A 25,473-nucleotide genomic window follows, 5' to 3' on the forward strand; every position below is an offset into this window, starting at 1 on the left:
TCTTACATTTACTGTTTTCTAATGGGAATTTCACTGAAATGTATGGATATGCGGCATATTAGTGAATACTTACGAATTTAGTATTGAACTTAAGTTTATTGGATTTTCCTGATGAATAAAAAAAATTAGAGAAAACTGAAAAAACTTGGAAAAACTATTAGGCGGTAATTTATCATTCTCTTCACATAAAAAATAAGGAGGTTTTTTACATAATGTTTGAGACTGAAAATATATTGGGGATTGTTGTGGCAGACAAGTATGGAATTATAAAGTCTGTCAGTCCTGGCAATGGAAACTTACCTTCCAGCTTGATTGGTATGAAGTGGTATGATGCTTTTCCGATACCGGATAAAGAAATCAATATTGTAGAAAAAAGAAGTCCTGAGGTTTTCAGATTATGCGAATCCGGGAAAAAGTTGTCGGTATTTCCTTCTTATGATAAAGAAGGAAGTTTTTTTGGATTTCATATTTTAGTAGAAAAAAACTGTGAAGGAGAGCGCTACTCACAGTTTTTGAATAAAGTATTGTGTTTGGGAAAGATTGTTCCGGGGATTGCCCATGAGATTAATAATCCGCTGTCGTATGTATCAGGATGGTTACAGATGTTTCTTGATAAAGCACAAGATACTGATCCCCAAAAAAAAACCTATGAGACTCTTATCTGTGAGTTTGAACGTATTGCAAACTTGGCGAATAGCTTACTGGATTTTACAAGGCAAACAGCAAGGCCAAAGAAAATTTTTGATATAAACGATGTAATTGAAGATGTAATTACTATGGTTGGATACACAATGAAAAATGAAAATGTTGAGATAATAAAAAATTTGGCATCTTCTGAGATAGAAGTCTATGGAGAAAGTGACAAACTGAAACAGGTTTTTATAAATGTAATACAAAATGCAAGGGACGCTATGCCTGATGGAGGAACTATATGTATAAATACAAATATTTTTCAGGATGATTTATACATGGTACAGTTTAGTGATACAGGATGTGGTATAATCAAAGATCAATTAAACGAGATATTTTGTTCATCTTATACGTCTAAAGCCGATGGTAATGGGTCCGGATTAGGGCTTCCAGTGTGTAAAACTATTATTGAAGAATTTGGTGGGGCAATCGATCTTGAAAGCAAAATAGGCGAAGGGACGGTTGTTTCAATTAAGTTGCCAAATTGTTCTGCTAAACAAAATGAACATTACTGAAACGTCGATCAATTATAAAATTTTAGCTGTATTCAGAGATGATGAAAATTTAAGGGCAGCTATCAAACTCTTTGAAAATCAAGGATACGATTTTTCTTCGGAAACATGCATCTTTCAAGCGATTGCGGCAGTTACAGAAAGGAAAGTCGATGCCATTATCCTTGATATAGATGATTTAAGTTTAAAAGATTTGGAGTTTCTTGATGTTGTAAAAAAGATTAATCCAAATCTATATATTTTGATTTCTTTTTGTAATTCTAATAGGGAAAAGGCTCTTAAATATCTAGAACGAGGTGCTGATTGTTATATTCTGAAACCTTTTTATATAAGTGAATTATGTGCCATTGTACATAAATTTTCAGAAAGGGTTAGTCAAAACGGAAACTGTTTACAGGAATCATCAGAAACAGACAAATCAATAGAGCATCTTGCTTTGAGAATTGCGCAGGAAATCAATAACCCACTAACTACTATCAGTGGTCAGCTGCAATTACGTTTATCAAAAATGGAAAATAGTAATCCTGATTATCATATTTTTGAAACCCTAGAAGAAGAAGCCCAGCGAATTGCTGAAACGGTAAAATCTTTAATAACCTTTGCCCAACTGGGAGAGCCTGATAAGGAAGTTTTAAATATTAACGATATAATTGAAGATATAATATGTTCTATTAAGGATACGTGGCAGGAGAGGGATATCCGGATAGTTGAATCACTTGACAAAAATTTGCCTGCGATTAAGGCAGATAAAGATCAAATGACTTTGGCTTGCAAAAACATAATTAGTAATTCAAGGAAGGCAATTCATGGAAAAGGTTATTTGAAAATTGTTACAAATATGGGAATTGATAATAACATTAATATTACTTTTTATGATTCGGGCAGAGGAATTCCATCCGGCTCAGTTGAAAGGGTTTTTGATCCCTTCTTCGTTATTAACGAGGAGGAAAGGGGAATGGGTCTGGGGCTTTGCGTCGCTTATGACATTGTTAAAAGACATGGAGGCTCCTTGACGGTAAAAAGTGAGAAGGAGGAGCTCACCGTATTTCAGATTACCATTCCAATAGATACAGCTTGAATGTCAGGGTGTATCAGGGAGAAAATAGCATATGGACAAACAAATTAGAATATTAGTGGTAGATGATGAGCCGAGGATATGTCACCTGGTTGAAGAGTTACTCAAGCTGGAAGGATATCAGATTGATGTAAGTTTTTCAGGAACTGATGCTCTGGAGAAGATAAAAGAAAACGATTATCAAATGTTGATAACCGATCTGAAAATGCCAGGTATAGACGGTCTGGGGTTAATACAAAAGGCCAAAGAACATAATCCGGAAATCAGGGCCATAATGGTTACCGGTTTTACAACTGTTGACACTGCTGTCCAATCGTTGAGGCATGGAGTAGATGACTACATAACAAAACCATTTAATATTACTGAGTTGAAAGAGACGGTTAAACAAGTCTTGCATGTTCATCAGGTAGCACATGAGAATATGCTGCTTTTAAAAGATTTAGAGAAGACAAGTACTGACTTAAAAAGTCATAAGCAAAAGCTATCCGATAAAGTTTATAATACAAGCGAACAATTCGAAGCAATTAATAAAAAACTTGTACAAAGAGTTAATGAACTGGACACGATAAATGAGATTAGTAAAGTGATAACATCTGTTCTCGATATGGATGAACTATTAAATTTATGTTTGAATGAAATCAACGGCAAATTAAAAGTAAAGCATAGTTCGATTATGTTAGTTGATGAGGAAAGGGGTGAGTTGGTAGTAAGGGCTAGTCAAGGCTACAGGAGAATGCAGGTTTTAGGTAAAATACAAAAGATGGATGAGGGCGTAGCTGGGCGTGTTGTACAGGAGAAGAAACCAATCCTGGTTAAAGATATCCAAAATGATAACAGGTTCAATAGATACGAAAGGCTGGACTACAATACTAAATCATTTGTTTCGGCTCCTCTTTTTCTGGGGCAGAAAGTTCTCGGGGTAATAAATATTATAGACAAGATATCAGGTGAAAACTTCTGCGAGACAGATGTTAATTTGCTTAGTACCATTGCTGGTCAAGTAAGTGTAGCCGTAGAAAATTCAAGGCTTTATAAGGCTCTTGAAGAAAATTGTTTCAATATGGTCAAGTTTCTGGCTGATAGCCTTGAGGCAAAAGACCGTTATTTATGCGGTCATTCTCAAAGGGTCTCGGATTATTCATCTTCTATTGCAAGTGTTATGGGGGTTTCCGCTAAGGAAAAAAACACATTGTTACATGCTTCATTGTTACATGACATTGGTAAAATAGGTATTTCAGAATTAATATTCAACAAGCCTGATAAATTAAATGACGTTGAATACGATACAATAAAGTCTCATCCTTCCAGAGGTGAAAAAATAATAAAACCACTAAGTTTTCTTGGAGAGTCAATACGCCATATAAGAGGCCATCATGAAAGTTTTGATGGTAGTGGCTACCCGGACAGGTTAGGTGGTGAAGATTTGCCTCTGTTGACTAAAATTATGACGGTGGCCGACTCTTTTGATGCAATGACATCAGAAAGGACTTATCGGCAGCCATGGAACACAAATAAGGCAATGTTAGAGCTCAAAAGAATGTCAGGAAAGCAATTCGACCCGAATGTAGTAGATGCTTTTGCTTCCAGTGAAATAATTAAAATGAAATCAGAACTGGAAAATTTGGCTGATTGCTAACATATGAATGCACCAGTAATACAGAAAAAACTATCAGTGTATATTCTGTAATTTTCGTGCATAGAAAAAAATAAGAAAACAAACCTCATGTACCCGTGCAGATTGTACTGGAGAATATGTGCTTTCTGCAGGTTCTCAGGATTTTAAATAAAATCAGTTCTCTATCTCTTAATTAAAATTAGCCGTGTCTGAAGAAATATATATTGTAGTGTTAATGGGTGGTATATCTCCGGAAAGGGAGATATCGTTACAGTCAGGTAAAGCGGTTGCTAATGCCCTGTCTAAGGATAATAACAACAACGTTATCAAGATAATTGTTAATGATGATATGGTGAATGAACTTGATAATTATAAAATTGATGTGGCTTTTATTGCGCTTCATGGATATTTCGGAGAAGATGGCGGTATTCAGGGAATTCTGGAATCCAAGGGTATACCGTATACCGGTTCCGGGGTTTTCGCAAGCAGACTTGCAATGAACAAATCAGAGTCTAAAAATGTTTTCAGAAGAAACAATATCCCCACTCCCGAGTATTTTAACGCCTCTATGGTACAAAGCATGTCGGTAATTACCGATAGTGTTAAAAAACTGAAATTGCCCGTGATAACCAAACCGGTAAGTAATGGCTCCAGTATCGGGATATCTATAATTAAAGAATATGCCGGAATAAAAGACGCAATCAAACATACGGGTAGTTATAGTAAAGAAATCCTTGTTGAAGAGTGTATCGAGGGTAGAGAATTGGCTGTTAGTGTTCTGGGTGATAAAGCCCTCCCCGTGATAGAAATAAAAACTGCAACCGGGGTTTATGACTATGATGCAAAGTACAAGAGTGATAACACGCAGTACATAATTCTTGAACCTGGTGATAAAACATCAGAATGTACGCTGTCCCACGCTATTTATGACAGAGTACAGGATCTGGCAGTTCGAGCACACAAACACCTTGGTTGCCGCACATTTTCCAGGGCAGATATGATATTAGATAAAAATGGCAATATATACGTTCTTGAAGTAAATACGATTCCCGGGTTTACTGAAAGAAGCTTGTTGCCAAAAGCAGCAGCAGCGGCAAATATCAGTTTTGCTGAACTATGCAACTCTATTGTTAATGCGGATTGTAAGTATGAACGGTCTGTTCAGGCATGTATTCATGACAACAACGTAGTTAACGCTAAAATATAGAACCGGGTACATGTGTTTTTCGCTTGTAGTGAATGTTATTAGGAATATACAGGCAGCTTTTAATGTAATAACAGTAAAATGAAAAAAATATTCAAGTCCCAATACGATAAAGTAATAGATAAGATCAGGGCAAATATTGTAATGGTAAAACCACGTTTTGAAAGAATACGTAAGGTATTCATATCACTTTCACTTAAATCTGTTCTGGCTATTATCGTGGTTCTTTCAGTTATATGGTTAGGTAAATTTGTATGGAAGCGTATGACATATCAAGATATTTTCTTAGTAAGTCCATCAACATTTTCATTTGAAACTCCTGATTGGGTGACAGAAGAATTTGTTTATGAGATAAGCCATGTCAGAGGATTGAAAAGTAAATATAACATCTTTAAAAAAGGTTTGACAAAAGAAATTGCGAAGGTGTATGAAAGTAGCCCGCTTATTTCCAGGGTTAACTATGTGGAAAGAGAACTGCCTGACAGGCTTAACGTGAAATTCGAACTGCGTAGACCCGTAGCAATTGTTAAAAGGAAACGAAAAAAATATCTGTTAGATAAAGATTGTGTCAGGCTACCGGAAAAGTATTACAAATATCCTGAAGATGGTAATGATCCAGTTTATATAATATGTAGAAAATCTGTAAAGGTACCTGATTATGGTGAAAAATGGAAAGATAGATCAATTGAGGATGGTATAGACCTTTTGAACTATCTGAAACAGAACAAAATAGACAAACTTTTAAAGATTGCGGCTATAGATGTTTCAAAGGTAGGGGGTAGACGTAAAGATGGTAAAATTAGCGTAGAGTTGTGGACAAAAGACGGGGCCAAAATAAAATGGGGTTTTTCGGCATCAAGTGGGCAGGTTAACGAACTCTCAAATTATGAAAAACTCCAGAATCTATTGAGTGTTGCAATGGAAGAAGGAGCAGGTCTTGAAAATATGGAATATGTTGACGTAAGATGGAAAACACCTCTGGCTAAACGTTTAAGTGTTCGTTAGCGGCACTCTTTTTTTATAGTTAGATCCAGAAGAGTCCGGTTAGATTTTTTCATATTACAAAATAATGCTCCAAAACTGGCATTCCCACATTCTCCCCGGTTAAAGTATGCCAGGACAAGCTTAAGTGGGAATCCAGTATGGGGTACAAGATTAAGAATTCTGGTATAACAAAAGCGGTATCTGCAAAAACCTAACCGGACTTTTCTGTGTCAGGTCAACATTTCACTCATTTATTTTAATCATATGTATTAATCATAAATCATTCACATTATTAATCCCTGGGTCATAATTGGGGATTATCACCTATAGCAGATCATATTTCATCCAGTTATATTTTTTTCAAAAAATAAATTAAATCTATAACATGTTTTAAATTAAATACTTAAAAACTATTCAATAAGATACTGTTTGCGGCAGATGTTTTTGGCATGCTTTGTGCGAGCTTAATAGTTAGTATTAGAAGGTTAATTTAAATTGATGGAGAGTGAGTGTGTTTAGTAAAAATACAGGTTGTATAAGCAGCAAGCAGGGGAAAAGTTATGTAATGGTGCAGAGATATGGCATCCAGGTGTTTAAAACAATGGATGCAATAGAAAGGCGTCCGGAGAGAGGGGGCTGCAGATGATTAAGGAACAAGATATTCTCAAACTTTTTATTGAATTTATTGAACAACAAATAGAGACCTTAGAGGATACAGAGCATGATAAGGATGTTCTTGACGGCCTTAAACTGCTTCTATCAGATAATGTGACAGAGAACGGTGAGATTAATGTCAGGTCTTCTTTGATGAATAAACACTTTCATGTCTCATTTACAAGCTACAAAGATCATATGCGAAGGTTTGTAAAAGAGCATTTAAATAATTAGAACATCTTCCCGACTTTCTCAATTCGAGGTGTTTTGGCGAGTTAAGTCCTTATTAATCAACAAAGATACCCTGAAAGTCCATACTACCACTACAAATTGTAATCTCTTTACGTTGTGATATCCTCTAAAATAAGAGGTATACCGGTTTTCTCAAAATCACTGGTGAAATGCAAAAGTCTGGTTAATTTGGGTTACGATAACTCTTCTGTAATGCCAGGCATTGTTAGTGGGTAATTCCGGACTGAATGTTTATATAATATCAAATAATTAAAGTTATGTTTAAAATATGCGATAAATAATAAAGTGTGATATATATGTGTTATTTTTGAATATAAACTCTGTAATAATTGATAATTGGGAAGGTGGAGCTGTGAAAAGACATTTAACAATATTGTGTATAACATTGATTAGTCTACTCAATTTTATTATTGTTTCATCGATATATGCTTTGCCGATAATTGATGGTAAGTTTGATACATCAGAAGGCTATACTACCGGTTACACGCTTAAGTTGAATGTTGAAAGTGGGAAAGGAAAAAAAAGAGGAAAAGGAAAAAGTAAAACTACTGTTAGCGGAGGAGAGGGAGATTTGTGGATAAATCAAGATACCACATCCGGTGATATATCTCTCGCTTTCATTCAACCACTTTCTCTTGTAGATAACAGCTACGGTGATAATTCGATAGGTTGGGGGTCAGATGCTCCGAGTGGTAAAAATCACAATTACGAAGATCTGACAGAGAGTGACAAAGCACAGTTTGTTTTTACTGATGGGAATGACAATACGGTCCTTGATATCGTTTTGGATTATGCGCATGAATTTAGTGGCGGTGCAGTTGCGTCTAGTGTTACAGAGGGTGATGGTAAAGTTAATACGGGTTTGTCATCCGATGTTATGGCGACTGCTTCATCACTGGAGTATAATTATAATATTTATGGCTCTTCAAATACTGAACTCTTTGGTGACGGTTCGTCATCTCCGTTAACTGGCAGCGACACTACTTATGATGTTGAAGACGCTGATTTGGCAGATTGGGTGTTTGCATCAGTATATGAGCTCCGGGTAGATGGTAGAGTGTTCAGCGAAAACGGTTTCGGAGATGTGGAAATTGCGGTAGTGCATAATTCACCAAACAAGATAGCAAAAAACAAGGTGTATACGCAAATCAGTGGAGAAATTGAAGTATATGTGGATATGAATGAAGAAAGCGACGCTTCTAGCCCTGTGCCCGAGCCAACAACCATAGCGCTTCTGGGAATCGGCTTTGCCTGGGCGGTAGTAAGGCGAAGACAAAAGCAAAAAAAGATGAACTGACAATCAAGCCTGCCTATCGTTTCATCTTACTTAGTTTAATTCCAGGACGCATTTCACCTGCCGATCTGTTCATACCGAACTAACTTCACCGTCCAAATGATGATAATCGCAGGAAAGATGATCAGATAAATGAATATTGCGTATCTGTGTCGTTACTTTGTTTAACAAAGTAAATATACCCCCAAGGGGATTTGAACCCCTGTCTCATGGCTGAGAACCATGTATCCTGGGCCAGGCTAGACGATGGGGGCGTAAATTACTTTAGTTTTATTAAAAGAATATAGAATAGAAATTTAACAGAATTAAATTATAATTTCAATCTAAATTTATCCTTCAGACATAAATGGATATCTGTAGTCTGTTGTGGGTAAGAATGTCTCTTTAATGGTTCGTGGGGATATCCAGCGAAGCAGATTAAGATAACTTCCGGCTTTATCGTTTGTACCACTTGCTCGGCTACCTCCAAAAGGCTGCTGACCGACGGCTGCACCTGTCGGTTTGTCGTTAATATAGAAATTACCTGCCGCATTTACAAGAATTTTTTCTGCCATTATGATAGCGTTCCTGTCTCGTGAGAAAACTGCTCCTGTCAAGCCGTAAGGGGAAGTCTCATCACACAAGTGAAGAGTTTCCTGATATTTATCGTCTTCATATACATATAGTGTTATAACAGGCCCAAAAATTTCCTCTTCCATTGTACGAAAGTGAGGGTTTGTGGTGACGGCAATCGTTGGCTCGATAAAGTAGCCTTTGCTTTTGTAACAATTTCCTCCACATATGATATCTGCCTCAGTGCTGTCCTTAATGAATTCAATATATCTGGAGATTTTGGTAAATGCGGGCTCATCAATCACCGCATTAATAAAATTACTGAAGTTCTCTACATCTCCCATATTCACCGTTTTCATCTCTTCAAGTATGTATTCCTTTAAATCTCTCCAAAGGCTGCGGGGAATATAAGCACGGGATGCCGCAGAACATTTCTGTCCCTGGTATTCAAATGCACCACGTATCAGGGCGGTACCCACTTCCTCAATTCCGGTGTCCTTGTGAACAAAAACAAAATCCTTACCTCCTGTCTCGCCTACAATGCGTGGATAGTTTTTGTAATTCTTGATATTGTTGCCTATCGTCTGCCACATATTCCTGAATGTAGCGGAGCTTCCTGTAAAGTGAATTCCGGTAAGCTCCGGAGAGTTCATAATGACCGGGCCAATCTCGCTGCCGGTTCCCGGGATAAAATTGATTACTCCATCCGGGACACCCGCTTCCTGGAAAAGCTTCATTACGAAATAAGATGAATATATTGAGTTTGATGATGGTTTCCACAACGCTACATTTCCCATTATTGCCGGTGCAGATGCGAGGTTTGCGGCAATTGATGTAAAATTAAATGGAGTTACGGCAAAAACAAAACCTTCAAGTGGACGGTATTCCAGTCTGTTCCAGGAACCAATGGGTGAGATCGGTGGTTGTTTTTCATAGATACTCTTCGCGTAGAAAGCATTAAAACGAAGAAAATCAATAAGTTCACAAGCGGCATCTCCTTCTGCCTGGAGGACGTTTTTGCTCTGGCATAACATCGTGGAAGCGTTTAACAATGAACGCCATGGTCCGGCAAGGATATTCGCCGCTTTGAGAAAGATCGATGCGCGCTCCTGCCAATCCATTTCCACCCATTGTCTACGCGCTTTAAGGGCAGCTTCAATGGCCATTTGAACTTCATTCTCGCCAGCTTTGTGGTATGTGCCTACAACAACGCTGTGGTCATGAGGAAGCACACATTTTCCCAGATTTCCTGTATTTACCTCCTTGCCACCAATAATAAGAGGTATTTCCACATGCCGATTTTTTAGTTCCTGCAGTTTAGCCTTAATGTCATTACGTTCCTGTGTTCCGGCGGCATAACTATTAATTGGTTCATTAGAGGGTAAGTTCAGGTCGAATTTTGCATTTGTCATATCAACCTCCTTAAGATAAGTTAATTTTACTATATTGACAGGGCCTGATAAGAACTTAAATTTGACAGTTTAACAAAAATAAATATTATAGTATATTGTAACAAAACTGTTAGATAGATTAAGTATAATTTTAGAAATGATGCAGAAGGAAGAACCATACACAATAGCGCTTATACAGATGTTATGTTGCGGATCAAGAGAAGAAAATATGCAGCGTGCCAGGCAGCGAGTCGTTGAGGCGGCGGAGCAGGGAGCGCGTTTGATTTGCCTCCCGGAACTCTTTTGTTCAATCTATTTTTGCCAGCAGGAGGATACCCGTTATTTCGAGTTGGCTGAACCGATTCCAGGCTATACTACAGATTTTTTTTCACGGTTGGCAAAAACTGCTAATAGTGTACTGGTGGTTCCGGTCTTTGAGAGAAGCGAGACGGGTATATATTACAACAGCCTGGTTGTGATTAACCGGGATGGGGCTATAGCAGGGATGTACAGAAAAATGCATATTCCGAATGATCCACAATTCCAGGAAAAATATTATTTTACTCCCGGAGATCTTGGTTTTCAGGCTATTCAAACTCCTTTTGGAAAAATCGGTCCTATGATCTGCTGGGACCAATGGTTTCCGGAAGCGGCCCGCTTGTGCGCACTGGACGGAGCAAATGTATTGATATATCCAACTGCAATCGGCTGGCTTCCGGGAGAAAAGGAGGGGGAAAGCAAGGTATATCTGGATTCGTGGAAGACGGTTCAGCGAGGTCATGCGATTGCCAATGGAGTATATACGGCTACGGTAAATCGAGTTGGTGTAGAGCCTGACCAGTCCGGGAATTCCGAGATTGAGTTCTGGGGACACTCATTTATAGCTGATCCCAGAGGACGCATCATCTCCGAAGCATCAGGAGAAGAGGAGGAAATTATTTACGGAAGGATAGAACCTGAGCTTATTTTTGCAACACGCCAGACGTGGCCTTTCTTCAGGGATCGGCGCGTTGACGCATATCATAAAATTGTTGAGTGATAACCTGATTATAAAGGAGTAAATAAAGATGCAGGATATAAAAAAAAGAAAAGATATTACGAGAGAATTGATAGGTTTTATTCAGGATTCCAACGTAATAAATCAATTTAATATCAGACCATATAAAATCAGTATCGGCGTATTTTATACAGGCGTTGTTTTAAGCAGTGGTCACGCCGGAATGTCGTACACGCCGGTTCAGGAAATACCGGAGGCCGTATGTTGTCCGCGATCACACGCAAAGATGCCGGCGGCAGGGGAACTGCTTAACAAGGAAATAAGTGAGCTCATGGATTATGCGCTCGATGACAATGCCCTTAAAGCAGCCGTTGGTATGGCAACTTTAAACGCACTCTCCGCAGTCCTGCTTGCAGATGATGATTGCAGGTATAAGACTTCCTCTTTTGGTAATGCTCTGGATCTCATTGAGATTACCAGTGAAGATACCGTTGCCATGGTGGGGGCTTTTCCTCCATTTATTAAAAGAATACAGGAGATTACAAATAACCTTTATGTCATTGATAAAAATCCGAAGGTTGCCGTTAAGGGTGATACGGTTAAGATTGAATCGGCAGACCGACTGGAAGAGATAATACCTCAGGCAGATATTTTAGTTATTACGGGCGTCACGCTTGTAAATCACACCCTCGGCCCTATTCTGGACCTGGCTGAAAAAGCGAGTGAAATTGTTGTAGTAGGTCCCACCGCCAGCATTTACCCTGAACCTCTCTTTAAAAGAGGTGTGACAGTTATGGGTGGTGTAAGAATTACTGATGGAGCCAGGATGATACACCTCATCGGAGAGGCCGGTTCCGGATATGACTTTTTTTCAAATTGTGCTGATAAGATAATATTACGTAACGAAGCAGTTTCTGTAAGATAGTGCGTCAATATTTACATGAAGAAATAAGATTTGACAGGAATAACATGATAATCAGATATTTACATACAGGTTGGGGGCCTTTCAAGTAGCCCGTATTTATCTTGAAAATCGGCAGGTTTTTAGAGTTTACGGTGTAGGAGAAATTACTCATGGCTTTAATCTGTTTTCACGACGGTTCAATATTAATTGTGGAGAACTGGGAGAACTCTGTTATTCCGGGAATGGAATGCTACAATACATCGCTAATGAAGGTGATTTGCCCGGACTTCATGCTCTTGGATTCGGAAAATAATAAGAAAAACACTTTCTTCCACCTATTGTAAAAAAGGTGGCATGGACAACATTGCTTATCCGTGTTCTTTACCTGCTCTCTTAAACAAAAGCACTAAAATCACAAATGTTATGGTATGTACCCCCTCCTAACAAACGAGGGGCAAGGGGTGGTGGTTCTAAATTGATAAATTTTTCTAAACTAATTGGTCAATTACCTTCAGTCCAGTAGATCAAGTGCTTCTAACGGTCTATTAAGTAACACCTTTGCTCCATTCTCTCGTAACTCTTTAGCTGATCGAAAACCCCAAAGTACTCCTACAGGAAACATCCCTGCTGATATAGACGTCTTCATGTCAACTTCCGTATCACCAAGATAGAGAAAGTCTGAGGGGGGAATACCCAGTTTTTCTGCTATTTCCATGGCGCCTTTCGGATCAGGCTTTCTGGGTACGTCATCACGCTGACCAAATACAACATCAAAGTTCCAATCAGGCAGGAAACCATCCATGCACTGTTTTGTATGTCTATGCGGTTTATTAGAAAGCACGGTAATCTTTATTCCGCGGGTAGTAAGTGAATCCAAAAGCTCCGGTACTCCGTCATAGGCCCTGGTCTTCACATTCCAGTTCTGGCTATAGTCCTCCTGAAATGCTTTCAGGCACGGGTTGATAATCGTATCTATTCGTTTATCTTCAGGCAGTGCACCGATAATAGTGTTAATGGCCCCATTGCCCACAAGCTGGCGGTATATATCCATGTTGTGTATGGGAAACCCGTTTAGCTCTAATACACGGTTTATGGAATCGCCTATATCATCTATTGTATTAAGTAAAGTTCCATCAAGGTCAAAGAGTACTGCTTTATATGCCATTGCCAATCCTTCAATAAATCACAAATTTACTTTTGTTATGATGTTAGATTGTAATATATTTTTTGTGAGTTGTAAATTCTTTCAACTTATTTTATGTCAGATTAATATATTATTGTGTATCTTTTTAGATAAGCGTTTAAAAATATGTGAGGGAGTTATAGTAATTTGACTGTTTTTGATGCTCACGCTACAATTTATAGGTCAGCGAGCTGAAATCTATAAACTTAACTCTGTACTAATCAAAAGTTTTTTATTACTATGCAAAATAATCAGTTTTGCATAGAATAATTTTGATTAAAGATGTCTGTTGTGTTACAAAAAAATTATTATGAATGCTTTAATTTATTAATAGAGGAGCAGGGACAAAATGGAAATATTCAATTCAATTGGGCTCTTGTTAGGAGGGTCGTGGGCTTCCGGGGTTAACCTGTATATGAGTATGGCCGGCTTAGGGATTGCCGGCAGGATGGAGTGGATTAAACTTCCGGACAACCTGGATATTTTATCTAATCCAGCAGTTATTATTGTGTCCTTAACTCTTTTCGGAATTGAATTTATCGCGGACAAGGTCCCGTATATTGATTCGTTATGGGACTCCGTTCATACTTTTATTCGTCCTCTTGCAACATCCGCATTAGGATATACAGCCATGGCAGACTCTGGAATGATAATGCAGCTCCTCATTGCTTTCCTGACGGGTACCATCTCTCTGGAATCTCACCTGACAAAAGCCACAACCCGGGCGGTAATAAACGCATCTCCGGAACCCATTACCAATTCAGTTGCAAGTGTTACTGAGGACTTAACTGTAGCAGGGACATTATATCTAATTATATGCCATCCTGTAGTAGCTACAGTTTTAGTAACCATTTTCATCATAGTTGCCTTCTGGTTTTTAAAGAAAATGATAAAATATCTCAGAAAAGTTTTCAATTTTTCCGGCAGAAAGAAATTTCACGAAACAGAACTTGAAACAGGAAATATGTTGTCTGGCAAATAGCCTTAAGGTCTGGCATCTATTGATCATAGATTTCCATGGTAAAAAACTAACCCTAAATTCAAGTAATAGCCGAACCAGTAATAATTAGCTTTTTATTATCCATGCAGGGTATGACAATATTTTCAAATTTTACCATTTCATTCAATAGTGTCGGCAAATTCCCTTTCTTTTTCATTCGAACAATTATTTTTCCAGATGAATAAATCACTGAACATATTGACACTGGAACCCTATTATGGTGGCAGCCACAAGGCGTTCCTGGATGGTTGGGGTCAATACAGCCGTCACGAATGGACAATACTAAGTCTGCCTCCCTGGAAATGGAAATGGCGTATGCGTCATTCAGCCATAACCCTGGCCAGCGAAACAGAGGAGCAAATACGAGGAGGAGGAGAATGGGACATCATATTCTGCTCAGATATGCTTAATCTTGCAGAGTATTTAGGCCTGATACCACAGGCTATACAAAAACTTCCATCCGTTGTCTATTTTCATGAGAATCAACTGACATATCCGGTTGCACATCCACAGGAATTTGATTTTCATTATGTGCTGACGAATCTAATAACGGCCCTGGCTGCCACAGAGGTGTGGTTCAATTCCCTATATCATCAGAATATTTTCCTGGAAGAACTCAAAGACTTCCTTAAGCGTATGCCCGATTTTCAACCAATCGAAAGCGTTGAGGATATTCGAAACAAATCTCTTGTCTGCCATCCGGGAATCCATCAGCTTCCAAAGAGAGGGAAAAGAGCACCTGGCCCTATGCGCATTGTGTGGGCGGCAAGGTGGGAACACGACAAAAATCCAGAACTCTTTTTTGATGCACTTCGGATTCTGAAAACGAAGAAAATTGAATTCAGGATCAGCGTTATGGGAGAACAGTTCAGGCAGTTTCCCGATGTCTTTACCACTGCCAGGCAGGAGTTTTCTGACCATATTGATCGTTGGGGATATCAGAAGGCGCGACAGGACTATGATGATGCACTTTTAGAGGCAGACGTTTTCGTGTCTACCGCAGATCACGAATTCTTTGGATTCAGTGTGCTTGAGGGAGCAGCGGCAGGGGCATTCCCCCTGGTTCCTGAAAAGCTTTCATATCCCGAAACACTTGAACGTGATGCAGGTAATGAAGACTTCTACTTTAAAGGTGACGCAGATCAATTGGCTAAACGATTGGTATACTTGTCAGAGAAAATTGGAAATAATAACCTGTGGGATGGCGAACCTGACCGTGCAGTTCGAATTGTAGAAAAATTATTCTGGAAGACAAAAACTAACTTGATGGACAATGAATTGGTTAGAATAATAAAGGAAAAAGAGAAAGGTTAATCACCAGAATACTCAAAGGAACACAAACAGGTAAGCAAAAGCAGTTAAAGGTTTGACAGGCTCTATTCTTTTACTCCAATATTCAACTTTTGTCTGTTACACGATAACAAATAACGGCTGCTGCTTGTCTGGATGAATCTGTTTGCCAGCCTGACAATGTGTTCTGGCGGGGACAGGGGAAATAACCCCTTGCCCCTTCTGAACAAGAATTATTCCGTTTAAGTTTAACAGAAGTATGGTTTTTTAAAAGGAGTTGTTTGTGCTGGAAAAGGTCATACGACTGTTTTCTGCCGGATGGTTGATAATCAGTTCTTTTGCGTGGAGACACAGACGTTCTGCCATTGAGTGCGCAGCCTCATGCGCGTAAAGTTCATCTCCAAGGATAGGGTGTCCCATGGCCTGCATATGTACGCGTAGCTGGTGTGTACGTCCTGTAACAGGAGACAGCTCTAGAAGAGAACTGTCTTCAAACCGTTCTTGAATTTTCCACCGGGTAACTGCCTTCTTCCCCAATTGGTGATCAACTATCTGAAGGGGCCTTCGTTCCCAATCACAGCGTATTGGCAGGTCGATCATTCCTGATGTATTATCAGGCTGGCAAAATATCTTTGCGATATAGGTTTTTTCCGTTTCACGGTTTTCAAACTGACGGCCCAGTTTCCGCTGTGATTCATGGTTTTGTGCAATAACCATAATGCCTGAAGTGGAGAAATCCAACCTGTGAACAATACGTGCTTCAGGTGAAAATTTCTGAATGCGGTGAATGAGACAGTCCTGTTTATCAGGAGTTTTTCCCGGTACTGACAGCATATTTGCCGGTTTGTCCACAACGATGATGTGTTCATCGCTATAGATATATTCAATATCACCTATTGGTGGTGGCAAATCTGCGTGTGTTATATTAAATATATAAGGCATTGTTTTTCTCGAACCCTAAGTTCATAAAATATATAATCAATTTCTTTTGCGAGGGGTTTCTGTATTGGAGGTCTCTCGAAAGAGAGATCTGTCGTTAAGCAGGAGAGTCATGGTCTAGTCAGGATTATACGCCCATGCCGGTACATTAAAATTGCCTTTTGTATTTATTACTTTGTCAAACTCTCCATCACCATCATCATCAATGATCACATAATCGACCGGCCTCTCTCTGTCACTGTCAATACCATAAGAATATATCTTGTCCTTAACGGACAGTTCCTGGATACGTCCGCCGTCTTGTGTTAAATATATTCTGAGCCTCGATTCCCTGTCAGGCTTTTTCCTGTTGACACTTATTTTCCGGTTAACAACTATTTCCAATTTACTTGTATCAGGGACCTCATATATATTCAACTTGCCGGCAAGGTGCTTAATCCATTTTTTTGTACCCGCGTGGTCTGGTCTCTTTTCAGCGCTTTTTAATAAGTGTTTAAATGATTCAGGTAATTCTTTATTATGATAATAAGCAATGCCTAAATTATATTGAATTGGCGGTAAAGGTACGTTTTGTGCTAATTCTATTGCACGCTTGTATGTCTTAATCGCATCCTTAAACCTCCCTTTGCATTTATAAGCTAATCCAAGGCTGCTAAAGAATAAGATACTATTATTGCCCTGGTTGTTTTTATACGGTTCAAGCATGTTTATGACTTCGTCCGGAAAGTCATTTGGATTTAGCTTTACCGAACGAAGCCCAAGAGCCTTATAATCAATAGTCCCTGCCTTTATTACATCCACATTATCCGGATCTGTATTCTTTTTATACGAATGTTCCTGTTCGGGCCCTGTTTTCGTGGTCATTTCTGCCCATACAGACGGGTTAGAGAGTAGCAGGATTAATGTAAGAACGAAGATTGTTTTTTTCATGATTATTCTGTCACATCAGCTCTTATCACATTTACTCTCATATACCTTAATATATTAGTGTTCTCAACAGGCCCAAGTCCGGTTTCAATAATAGTTGATTTACCGGGAGAGAGAATATTGCTCACATCTTTAACTATTTCCATTACTTTGCCCTGTGTGTCCGGGTACAGTATCTTCACTTTCACGTTTTGAACCGCTATTGGAGTTGGATTGGCAACCATGATAACGACATATCGTTTCTGAGTAAGGTTGATACGTGTCTTTATGTAGTTGTTCGGTTGCTGACGCATGTCCAGTCTTATAAATGACTGCTCTGCCTGTCTGCCCACTTCTGAATTGGATGAGGAAGCGATTTTAAAATATTGCAACGCCTCCTGCTGATTTCCCTGTGCCAGAGACATGTTTCCCAGGGCATTCATAGCTGTAGCAGTGGGAAGCAGTTTTGTGCTTTTTTCCAGGTCAGTGCGTGCTCCATGCTGGTCCCCCAGTTTCTGCTTACTTAACCCGCGTTGTACAAAGAAATAGAAGAATTCATTGTTAAGCTCTACTGCCTTGTTGTAGCTTTTCAAGGCATTCTGGTATTGCTGCTGTTTCATGTTTATATCTCCCACCAATGCGTGGAATTGACCCTCTTTTGGTTCACCGCTGATTGCCTTTTTAGCAAGAGCCAGAGCTTCTCCGGTTTTCCCTTTGCTGAGCGCTTTAATACCATTGTCGTATGCCTCGTATGCGTTCCTGGTTTTCATAATGTAAGCAATTTTTTTCTGGAAACGCTGAACTCCCAGTTCACCACCCTCCGGCAGGGTTTTGGCAGTTACGCGATTTACATCGATACGTTCCTGAGACGGTGGGTGGCTGGAAAACAGGCCTGACAACCAGTCGGTCTCTCTTCCCGCTTCTTCAGATAATCGTAAAAATGTTTCCTGCACACTTATAGCAGCTTTTGGGTCATAACCTGCACGTGACATATATTTCATGCCGTATAGATCTGATTCCAGTTCCGCGTTTCGTCCGTATTTCTGGTTAATAAGACCGGCTGCAATTTGAGATCCCTGAACAGCAAGGTTTGCATAACCGCTTCCCTGTGAAGCTATACCGGCTAATGCGACTGCACCCTGCAGAAAGATTCCTCGTTCCATACCCTTTGCTCCGTGTCGAGCTGCTGCGTGTACTATTTCGTGTCCCAAGACCGCTGCCAGTTCAGCTTCATTTTTTAACTCTGTTAATAATCCCCGATTTATTGCTATTTTTCCTCCCGGCAATGCCCAGGCATTTGGTATAGAATTATTAAGGACTGCAAATTCATACGGAAGCTTGCGGTCACTGACTGCAGCCAGTCTTTGCCCCACTCCACTTACATATTCAGTTAACTCCTTATCGATTGTATAGTCTCCTCCTTCCATTTGGCGGCTGGGTATGTATTGTTGTTTACCTATCTCAAGCTCAGAAGATGTTGGTACCAATCCCAGTTCACGTTTACCGGTAACAGGATTAGTAGCGCATCCATACAATGTAACTGAACACAATGTTACTATGATAAATAGTTTTCGCATCATGGTTTTACACCTCCATTAATGTAATGATCAGGATAGTTGCGTTTATTTGCTCTGCAACACAAATGGACAATTGAAAACAAACTGTTTTATTGTTGCAGCCTTTCAGCTCTGGTATTTAAAAAAATTCTTTTAGATTGTCAAAGGCAAAGTAATGGGTACAGAAAATGTTATTAATTTGGTTGCGGCTTTGCCTTACTATGGTAATATACTAATTACATTATGACATTTTGTCCAATATCAAACAAGGAGAGATTTTAGTCCTTACATTTTTCAGGAAAGTGAGCAATTGGTTTATGAAATCAAGAAATAATTATCTTGACCGCTTTTTGGTATTTGCAGTGCTTTTTGTGATATTGCAGACAGGTTGTTCCACTGCCGTGAAAAGACCGCTTCTATTACCTGCAAAAGCGGGCTTAGGTTTGTCTGAAATTTTAAATCCAAACCAATTTCCAGATTTCAGGGATGATTATGACAAAGAACTTTTACTACAGTGCATAAGCAACAGTATAGAATATTTTAAAAAGATAAAATATTATCCAGATTCCTTCAGTTCAATAGGCTTTACTCCTGAGAACCAGATAGAAACATTAGAGTTTTTCCGGGATGGATACAATAGATATAATAATTCTCAGGAGTTAAATGAATTTGTTTCAAATAACTTCAGGGTTTTTCAGGCTGTTGGAAAAAGTTATAAAGGGCAAGTCCATTTTACCGGTTACGGGACACCTATTTATGATGGAAGCTTAACACCTACAGATACATTTCGTTACCCACTTTATGGGAAACCAGCTGATTTCAGAAAACCATACTTTACCCGCAGTGAAATAGAGGAGCGTGATCTGCTGAGAGGTACTGAAATAGCTTATCTCAAGACAAAACTCGAAGCCTATCTCATCCATGTTCAGGGTTCCGGGCAGATCAGGCTTGCATCAGGAGAGAAAGTTTATGTTGGATATGCCGGAAATTCAGGACACTCATATACGAGCATTGGTCAGTTGTTAGTTAATGACGGCAAGGTCAGGGCAGAAGAACTGACCCTTCCCGTGTTAATAGAATATTTTGACCGGCATCCTGATGAATTGGACTATTATCTAAAGCAGAACGATCGGTATATCTTTTTCAAAAAAGTACCTCACGCGGTTCCCCACGGTTCTATAGGTGTGCCTGTAACACCTATGCGGAGTATTGCAACTGATAAAAAAGTCTTTCCTCCTGGAGGATTGGCTTTTGTCGCAATCGGAACAGAAAGGCCGGGAGGGGCCGGCAGATCAGGGGATAAGTGGCATGTGGAAAAATCATTCTTTGTTCTCGATCAAGATACAGGGAGCGCCATAAAAACATCTGCCAGAGCGGACGTTTTTTTTGGAATAGGTGATGATGCCATGTATAAAGCGGGAAATTTAAATACCTATGGTAAGCTTTATTATCTATTAAAAAAGTAAAGAAGGAAAATCAGTTAGTTCTTTAAAAATTGAGGAAGGCTCATGAAATATTCACCTCCTCTTAACTTAATTTATAGAGATCTGGCTCAACTGGAAAATGAAAAAAACAGCTTTAAACGCGGCTAATGAGGCAGGGAAAATAATACTGCGTTATTACTCAAAAAATGTAAATGCCATTAGTAAAAAAAACACTTACGACCTGGTTACAAAGGCGGACATTGATTCTGAGAAGAAAATTATCAGTACAATAAAAAACAAGTACCCCGGGCACTCTATATTAACAGAAGAGTCTGGTGAAGAGATAACCAATTCTGAATATTGCTGGGTTATAGATCCGCTGGATGGAACAAATAATTTCTATCATAAATTCCCAATGTTTTGTGTATCAATCGCCTTGTATAAAAAAGGGAAACCTCTGATAGGTGTAGTTTTTGATCCGATTAAGGATGAGTTGTTTTGTGCCGAAAAGAACAAGGGTGCGTCTCTTAATAATAAAAAAATCAAAGTTTCAACTGTTAATAAACTAAATAAATCATTGCTGGCCCTGGGGTTTTATTATGAGAGGGGCTTATTGATGAGAAAAAGCCTTGGTCAGATGAAAAAGTTTTTTTACGAAAATGTCCATGGCATCAGAAGAACGGGTTCGGCAGCTTTGGATCTTTGTTATACTGCATGCGGGAGATTTGACGGATACTGGGAATTAAAGTTGAATCCATGGGACTACGCAGCAGGCAGTTTGATTTTGATGGAAGCCGGAGGAAGGATTACAGATGTGCAAGGTAAAAAATATAACCTGATGATTGGAAACGTTGCTGCTTCAAATGGAAAAATCCACAAATATATGTTAGAGATCTTAACGCAATAGACTGACAGAATTTCTTTCAGGATTTAATCCTCATTAAATATTTTTTTATAATGTAGAGAAATCTGAAATATTAAGCTTTTCGTTAAATTGTAATGTAACACCCAATTCCTCACCTGAATTTTAGTGTGGCATCATTGTCTTCCTTGCTGCCATGACAGTAAGCCAGTGTTTCTGCTGCACTACCCCCTGCATATTCTTCTGCATTTTTGCTTGTCAACAGGTGGTGTTTTCCCAGTTTTATAATTCTCTGGTCTCTGACCTGATGAAACTCTAACCTTGCTTCATTTTTATTAATGGTTATCGTCCTGAAGGCGTGCGGGTATTGGACGGTTGCCGGAGATGCAATATAGTGAAGCCCTGCTATTGTCTGGACCTTTGAGACGTGATGGTGTCCCATCAGACATGCTTTTACCTGAGGGGAGTTTTCAAGAATAGTATTGACTTTCTGGTGGTCCTTCAAGAGATATTTCTTTTCCCATTTTTGAATGTCTCTGTTCCCCCATGTAGGAAGGAGGAGATGATGACTGAGAGTAACGATTATATCATTTGGATATTTTGCGATCTCTTTCTTAAGCCATTTGAGTCCGTCCTCAGGGATTTCACCGTTATCATGACCTTCTATAGTAGTGTCCAGACCCAAGATTCTCAAGCCTGGTACAGGTGATATGCTCCATGAATACTTTGCTAAGTCAAGTCCGTGTCCCTTCATCTTTTCGGCATACTGTTTCTTTGACAGTGCGATACCGGGAGGAATGGGAGATACCTCGCGATTACCGAATTGGGCGAAATAAGGCACCTTTACACTTGACATAATATTCATAAACTCGTCAAATCCTTTTGTACCGGGGTCTGTATTGTTTATATTGTCCCCACCGAATAGGATACAGTCTATGTCAGGCATATCGTTGACCTGGGCAATTACATCCCTGAATATGTTGAAGCTTTCTTCCTTCAGGGCGGTGCCATTCTTTCCTGTAAATGTAACATGAGTATCAGTAATGTGGGCAAGCTTAATGTCCTTCTTTCTTCCTGACTTTGTGTCTCGGCTTTTCTTAGATACAGTTGTACAACCAGTAAAATTTCCTACCAGCAGGCCCCCAATAAAGACCGCTTTACCAACGCCTAAACCGTACTTCACAAAACTCCTTCTATTTAACCCCTCTTCCAAATCGGATGTCAGATTATGCGCTGTTTTATCAGCCATTTTTTTGTCCTTCCTTGAACTGATTCTTTTGATGTATTGAAATCTCAAAGCTAAGATTCTTCGGTCGTTTCTCCATCAGAATGAAAACCTTGCATGTCACTCTGAATGTGGCGAAGCATAATGAATAATGTAAATCATTGATGAAATTCAAAAGGCAACTTTCGTGATATTTCGTGGGAAAAAGTTTTTATGGCTCTCTCGTTTCTCTCAGCCTTCCCAAATAAGCTTTTATCTTGTCCTCCTCTTCTATTACCACTGTTCTTGTGGCTAGAGCAAATGGGTCTTGCCTGTCATGTGTTAAATAAATCATAGCTATGGCAAGTTCTTCCTGCAAATAAGAATACCGTTATATATAGAGTAAGTCTTTTCACCATTTGTCAGATCATGATTTCTCTATTTTTTTGTTTTTTCCAGACGAGCGGCAAGGGCTCCGGCAAGTAGACCAAAGAGATGGCCTTCCCAGGAAACTTGTGAAAATGATGGCAACAGGCCCCATATAATACCTCCATAAAGAAAGACGGTAACAACCGCAATAATAACCGATTTCAAACTGCGATTATACCAGGCATACATTACCAGATAACTAAAATATCCAAAGATCAAAGCACTGGCACCTACATGACAAGAGGGGCGAGCAAATAGCCATAGAGCTAGGCCGCTGACAAAAATAATGATAATAGATATTTTTAAAAATGTTTGTTTGCCGTACAGCATAACAAATCCTCCGAGGATAGCCAATGGTATGGTATTCATCATCGTGTGGATTAAGCCTGCATGCAGAAAAGGACTTAAGGGGATTCCTATAAGCCCTTTTAATGTTCGTGGAAGGATGCCCCAATCGGAAAGATGGCGGCCTGTTGAAAAATTAATTAATTCAATGATCCAGATTAATACTACAAATCCGATAATCCAGTATAAATTCTTTTTTACCGAGGCGTTCATTTTGCTGTATTAATGATAAGTGACCTTTGAAGTTGCTGAAATTTTTGAGGAAATAGTTGCGGGAGGGTGAGCGATATTGCCTGTGACAGCATTTCCTGATCAATCGTAATAAATGGGTAACAACCTCATAGCCAAAGCCGAAGGCAGCCTGACTTTCGTATTAGTGTGACTTCTGAGGCATACTTTCTTGTTCTTCCGAAATCAGGTTCTTAATTTCACCGGATTTGATTTTAGTAACAACCTGCTTTGTAACATTCGGCTTTAGAATATAACCTATACCAAGGGCGCCAATAACGACTAATGATATCCAGAATATCAATGATATACTTTGTCGCAGGATCTTATAAATCCCAAAGAGGGCAAGTAGGCCACAGGAAAAAATAATTGCCCATGATTTCAAATCCAAATCCGATATGTTTATGGTTTCATTCATGATATTAAAAGTGTTGTATCTTTTTTTTTAAAATATAATAAGCTTTGTTAGTGTAAGTTTCACAATAAGGCAAGTCAAGAACAAATTCTGTACAGAAAAGTTAGCATATCAAGGTTGAAGATTTCAATGCTATCCGGAAGCGTCCGGATAGTACCCTTCAATTTCACTAACAAGTCCCGGTTCAGACATACTCCTTAGCCCAATCAGTTCAGGTTTATCAACCCCTTTGTGCTGAATCAAGACCTTAAACGTATCACCCATCCCGCCCGGCAGGAAGAGATTTTTCATTGTCAGGAGTTTGTTGAAATCTCCCTGGCTCTCATTCATCTTATTGAGGATACCAAGTGCAATTAAAAAGTTTGACTGTCTGGTAAAACCGGTTGTACTTAGTTCTAATCTATTCCCCTCATGCATCAGACTGCTGAAATTTACATGAGATGTTATGTCCTGATTGCCAACTCTTTCGTACGGGTTCTCATTTGTTGTGTGCTTGTAATAACACATTAACGCTCCCGTGTGCCTCTCTTCAGAATAGAGCTCTTCGGCCAGATGACCATAATCTATTGTGATAATAAAGCCACGGTTCAGGTAATGTGATAAATTTTTTACCCAGACGATAGCTTTTAAGTTCACCTCTGCCCGTTGTCCCTCTTTCAGATCTATTTTTAATGCACTAAAATAATCCAGTAGTTCCTGACATGACAGTTCTTCTACTGTCTCACAAAATAGATCGTCTTTAATTGTTACATAAATTTCCTTTAAGCAGTTATTTTCTACTACCACCTGATGAACAGGAAGCGAATCAACAAACTCGTTTGATAAAAAACACCCTTCAATCGGATCAAATGAAAAACCGTCTTCAGAAAAAAACTCCCACGATACTTTCTCTTCCAAGCCTTTTAAGGTGTTAGATTGCCTTCCAATCAGATCCTTGCTTATCTCAACTATCCTGTAAGTAATCATCTGAAAGAATTCGGGATATTCATTCCTTATACAATTAAGTAAATCATAACAGAGCCAGCCTTTACCGGCGCCTATCTCAACAATCGTAAACCGTCCACTCCCCATGAGCCGCCACATCTGTTCCATCTGTTTCGCAATAAGCTCGCCAAATACGGGATGAACATCTGAACTGGTATAATAGTCACCTTTTTTACCGATCTTCTCCTTATTGGCAGTGTAGTATCCGTATTCAGGATGATAAAGTACTGATTCCATAAAATCAGCAAATGTTATCTTTCCTCTCCTGTTTATCAAATCTATAATCTCTTTCCTTAAATCCTGATTATCCATGAAGAGATGATATCAGAAACCGTATATATTTTCTAAGATTTAATGTGGATGAGTAGGGAATCAAAAAATAACCAGACACGAATTACACGAAAAGAGATGAAAGAAGTAATACCTCTTAAGAAAGCAGGAATTAGAGGAAAAGTTTAGAATCCCGGGTTTTGTTTTGAATATTTCTTCCTGAATTTCCTGCATTCCTTAGCGGATAAATTTTCTGTATGTTTTGTGCGTTTCTTGATGATAGAAATATGTTAATATGATATTCAAAATCAGTT

Annotated in this window: 25 protein-coding genes and 1 tRNA gene; 15 read left to right on the forward strand and 11 right to left on the reverse strand. The window is 39.0% G+C overall.

Features of this window, described 5'->3' with window-relative positions:
• The first annotated feature begins 212 nt into the window (after positions 1-212).
• From SCALIN_RS16055 to SCALIN_RS16085, 8 genes are all read left to right on the forward strand, one after another.
• On the forward strand, positions 213-1,205 hold the full coding sequence (locus tag SCALIN_RS16055) for a sensor histidine kinase (protein ID WP_096895467.1): 993 nt from the start codon (positions 213-215) through the stop codon (positions 1,203-1,205).
• Positions 1,192-2,280, forward strand: coding sequence for a hybrid sensor histidine kinase/response regulator (locus SCALIN_RS16060; protein ID WP_096895468.1), 1,089 nt, complete (start codon positions 1,192-1,194; stop codon positions 2,278-2,280). The genes SCALIN_RS16055 and SCALIN_RS16060 overlap by 14 nt, the downstream gene beginning before the upstream one ends.
• Before the next feature lie 31 nt (positions 2,281-2,311).
• Positions 2,312-3,913 carry an HD domain-containing phosphohydrolase gene (locus SCALIN_RS16065; protein WP_096895469.1) on the forward strand — a complete coding sequence of 534 codons (1,602 nt, stop codon included), beginning with the start codon at positions 2,312-2,314 and terminating at the stop codon, positions 3,911-3,913.
• A 184-nt stretch (positions 3,914-4,097) separates the two neighbouring features.
• Complete coding sequence (locus SCALIN_RS16070) at positions 4,098-5,099, forward strand: D-alanine--D-alanine ligase (RefSeq protein WP_133111968.1); 1,002 nt, start codon at positions 4,098-4,100, stop codon at positions 5,097-5,099.
• Positions 5,100-5,177: 78 nt separating this feature from the next.
• Complete coding sequence (locus SCALIN_RS16075; protein ID WP_096895471.1) at positions 5,178-6,101, forward strand: cell division protein FtsQ/DivIB; 924 nt, start codon at positions 5,178-5,180, stop codon at positions 6,099-6,101.
• Between the two features lie 490 nt (positions 6,102-6,591).
• The gene (locus SCALIN_RS23485; protein ID WP_261341037.1) at positions 6,592-6,726 is read left to right on the forward strand and encodes a hypothetical protein; all 135 of its coding nucleotides are present in this window, start codon (positions 6,592-6,594) and stop codon (positions 6,724-6,726) included.
• Entirely contained in the window at positions 6,723-6,968 is a 246-nt protein-coding gene (locus SCALIN_RS16080; RefSeq protein WP_096895472.1) for a hypothetical protein, read from the forward strand. The genes SCALIN_RS23485 and SCALIN_RS16080 overlap by 4 nt, the downstream gene beginning before the upstream one ends.
• 370 nt (positions 6,969-7,338) lie before the next feature.
• Entirely contained in the window at positions 7,339-8,283 is a 945-nt protein-coding gene (locus SCALIN_RS16085; RefSeq protein WP_133111970.1) for a PEP-CTERM sorting domain-containing protein, read from the forward strand.
• Positions 8,284-8,459: 176 nt separating this feature from the next.
• On the opposite strand, the gene SCALIN_RS16090 is transcribed toward SCALIN_RS16085, so the two are convergent.
• Together SCALIN_RS16090 and pruA are read right to left on the reverse strand one after the other, a co-directional pair.
• Positions 8,460-8,534: transfer RNA gene (locus SCALIN_RS16090), tRNA-Glu, on the reverse strand.
• Between the two features lie 75 nt (positions 8,535-8,609).
• Positions 8,610-10,244, reverse strand: coding sequence for an L-glutamate gamma-semialdehyde dehydrogenase (gene pruA, locus SCALIN_RS16095; RefSeq protein WP_096895474.1), 1,635 nt, complete (start codon positions 10,242-10,244; stop codon positions 8,610-8,612).
• Between the two features lie 136 nt (positions 10,245-10,380).
• Here pruA and SCALIN_RS16100 point away from each other — a divergent pair, with 136 nt between their 5' ends.
• The 3 genes from SCALIN_RS16100 to SCALIN_RS16110 all read left to right on the forward strand — a co-directional run bounded on the left by SCALIN_RS16100 (position 10,381) and on the right by SCALIN_RS16110 (position 12,437).
• A complete protein-coding gene (locus SCALIN_RS16100; protein ID WP_203415526.1) occupies positions 10,381-11,262 on the forward strand; it encodes a carbon-nitrogen hydrolase in 882 nt (293 codons plus the stop codon).
• A gap of 28 nt (positions 11,263-11,290) precedes the next feature.
• On the forward strand, positions 11,291-12,145 hold the full coding sequence (locus SCALIN_RS16105) for a DUF364 domain-containing protein (RefSeq protein ID WP_096895476.1): 855 nt from the start codon (positions 11,291-11,293) through the stop codon (positions 12,143-12,145).
• A 70-nt stretch (positions 12,146-12,215) separates the two neighbouring features.
• Complete coding sequence (locus SCALIN_RS16110) at positions 12,216-12,437, forward strand: hypothetical protein (RefSeq protein WP_096895477.1); 222 nt, start codon at positions 12,216-12,218, stop codon at positions 12,435-12,437.
• Between the two features lie 198 nt (positions 12,438-12,635).
• Here SCALIN_RS16110 and SCALIN_RS16115 read toward each other — a convergent pair whose 3' ends face one another.
• Positions 12,636-13,289 carry an HAD family hydrolase gene (locus SCALIN_RS16115; protein WP_096895478.1) on the reverse strand — a complete coding sequence of 218 codons (654 nt, stop codon included), beginning with the start codon at positions 13,287-13,289 and terminating at the stop codon, positions 12,636-12,638.
• Between the two features lie 367 nt (positions 13,290-13,656).
• Between SCALIN_RS16115 and SCALIN_RS16120 the strand changes: the two genes are divergently transcribed.
• Both SCALIN_RS16120 and SCALIN_RS16125 read left to right on the forward strand, forming a co-directional pair.
• Positions 13,657-14,289 carry a DUF4126 domain-containing protein gene (locus tag SCALIN_RS16120; RefSeq protein WP_096895479.1) on the forward strand — a complete coding sequence of 211 codons (633 nt, stop codon included), beginning with the start codon at positions 13,657-13,659 and terminating at the stop codon, positions 14,287-14,289.
• A 195-nt stretch (positions 14,290-14,484) separates the two neighbouring features.
• The gene (locus tag SCALIN_RS16125) at positions 14,485-15,621 is read left to right on the forward strand and encodes a tRNA-queuosine alpha-mannosyltransferase domain-containing protein (RefSeq protein WP_096895480.1); all 1,137 of its coding nucleotides are present in this window, start codon (positions 14,485-14,487) and stop codon (positions 15,619-15,621) included.
• A 243-nt stretch (positions 15,622-15,864) separates the two neighbouring features.
• Here the strand turns inward: SCALIN_RS16125 and SCALIN_RS16130 are convergent, their stop codons facing one another.
• The 3 genes from SCALIN_RS16130 to SCALIN_RS16140 all read right to left on the reverse strand — a co-directional run bounded on the left by SCALIN_RS16130 (position 15,865) and on the right by SCALIN_RS16140 (position 19,022).
• Positions 15,865-16,539 (reverse strand): RluA family pseudouridine synthase, encoded by a 675-nt coding sequence (locus SCALIN_RS16130; protein WP_096895481.1) that lies wholly within the window; start codon positions 16,537-16,539, stop codon positions 15,865-15,867.
• Between the two features lie 114 nt (positions 16,540-16,653).
• Positions 16,654-17,466: a tetratricopeptide repeat protein gene (locus SCALIN_RS16135; protein ID WP_096895482.1), complete on the reverse strand. Its 813-nt coding sequence runs from the start codon at positions 17,464-17,466 to the stop codon at positions 16,654-16,656.
• Positions 17,467-17,468: 2 nt separating this feature from the next.
• Positions 17,469-19,022 carry a M48 family metalloprotease gene (locus SCALIN_RS16140; RefSeq protein WP_096895483.1) on the reverse strand — a complete coding sequence of 518 codons (1,554 nt, stop codon included), beginning with the start codon at positions 19,020-19,022 and terminating at the stop codon, positions 17,469-17,471.
• A 293-nt stretch (positions 19,023-19,315) separates the two neighbouring features.
• On the opposite strand from SCALIN_RS16140, the gene mltA reads away from it, so the two are divergent.
• Both mltA and SCALIN_RS16150 read left to right on the forward strand, forming a co-directional pair.
• Positions 19,316-20,464 (forward strand): murein transglycosylase A, encoded by a 1,149-nt coding sequence (gene mltA, locus SCALIN_RS16145; protein ID WP_096895484.1) that lies wholly within the window; start codon positions 19,316-19,318, stop codon positions 20,462-20,464.
• 97 nt (positions 20,465-20,561) lie between these two features.
• Complete coding sequence (locus SCALIN_RS16150) at positions 20,562-21,329, forward strand: inositol monophosphatase family protein (protein WP_096895485.1); 768 nt, start codon at positions 20,562-20,564, stop codon at positions 21,327-21,329.
• Between the two features lie 109 nt (positions 21,330-21,438).
• On the opposite strand, the gene SCALIN_RS16155 is transcribed toward SCALIN_RS16150, so the two are convergent.
• The 5 genes from SCALIN_RS16155 to SCALIN_RS16170 form a co-directional block, all read right to left on the reverse strand.
• Positions 21,439-22,533, reverse strand: coding sequence for a metallophosphoesterase family protein (locus SCALIN_RS16155; protein WP_096895486.1), 1,095 nt, complete (start codon positions 22,531-22,533; stop codon positions 21,439-21,441).
• Positions 22,534-22,720: 187 nt separating this feature from the next.
• Positions 22,721-22,867 (reverse strand): hypothetical protein, encoded by a 147-nt coding sequence (locus tag SCALIN_RS22375; protein WP_162532368.1) that lies wholly within the window; start codon positions 22,865-22,867, stop codon positions 22,721-22,723.
• A 59-nt stretch (positions 22,868-22,926) separates the two neighbouring features.
• Positions 22,927-23,475, reverse strand: coding sequence for a rhomboid family intramembrane serine protease (locus tag SCALIN_RS16160; RefSeq protein WP_203415527.1), 549 nt, complete (start codon positions 23,473-23,475; stop codon positions 22,927-22,929).
• A gap of 160 nt (positions 23,476-23,635) precedes the next feature.
• Positions 23,636-23,908, reverse strand: coding sequence for a hypothetical protein (locus SCALIN_RS16165; protein ID WP_096895487.1), 273 nt, complete (start codon positions 23,906-23,908; stop codon positions 23,636-23,638).
• A 129-nt stretch (positions 23,909-24,037) separates the two neighbouring features.
• Positions 24,038-25,201 (reverse strand): class I SAM-dependent methyltransferase, encoded by a 1,164-nt coding sequence (locus SCALIN_RS16170; RefSeq protein ID WP_096895488.1) that lies wholly within the window; start codon positions 25,199-25,201, stop codon positions 24,038-24,040.
• Positions 25,202-25,473: the final 272 nt, after the last annotated feature.

It is taken from the genome of Candidatus Scalindua japonica, from assembly GCF_002443295.1.
GTDB lineage: Bacteria > Planctomycetota > Brocadiia > Brocadiales > Scalinduaceae > Scalindua > Scalindua japonica.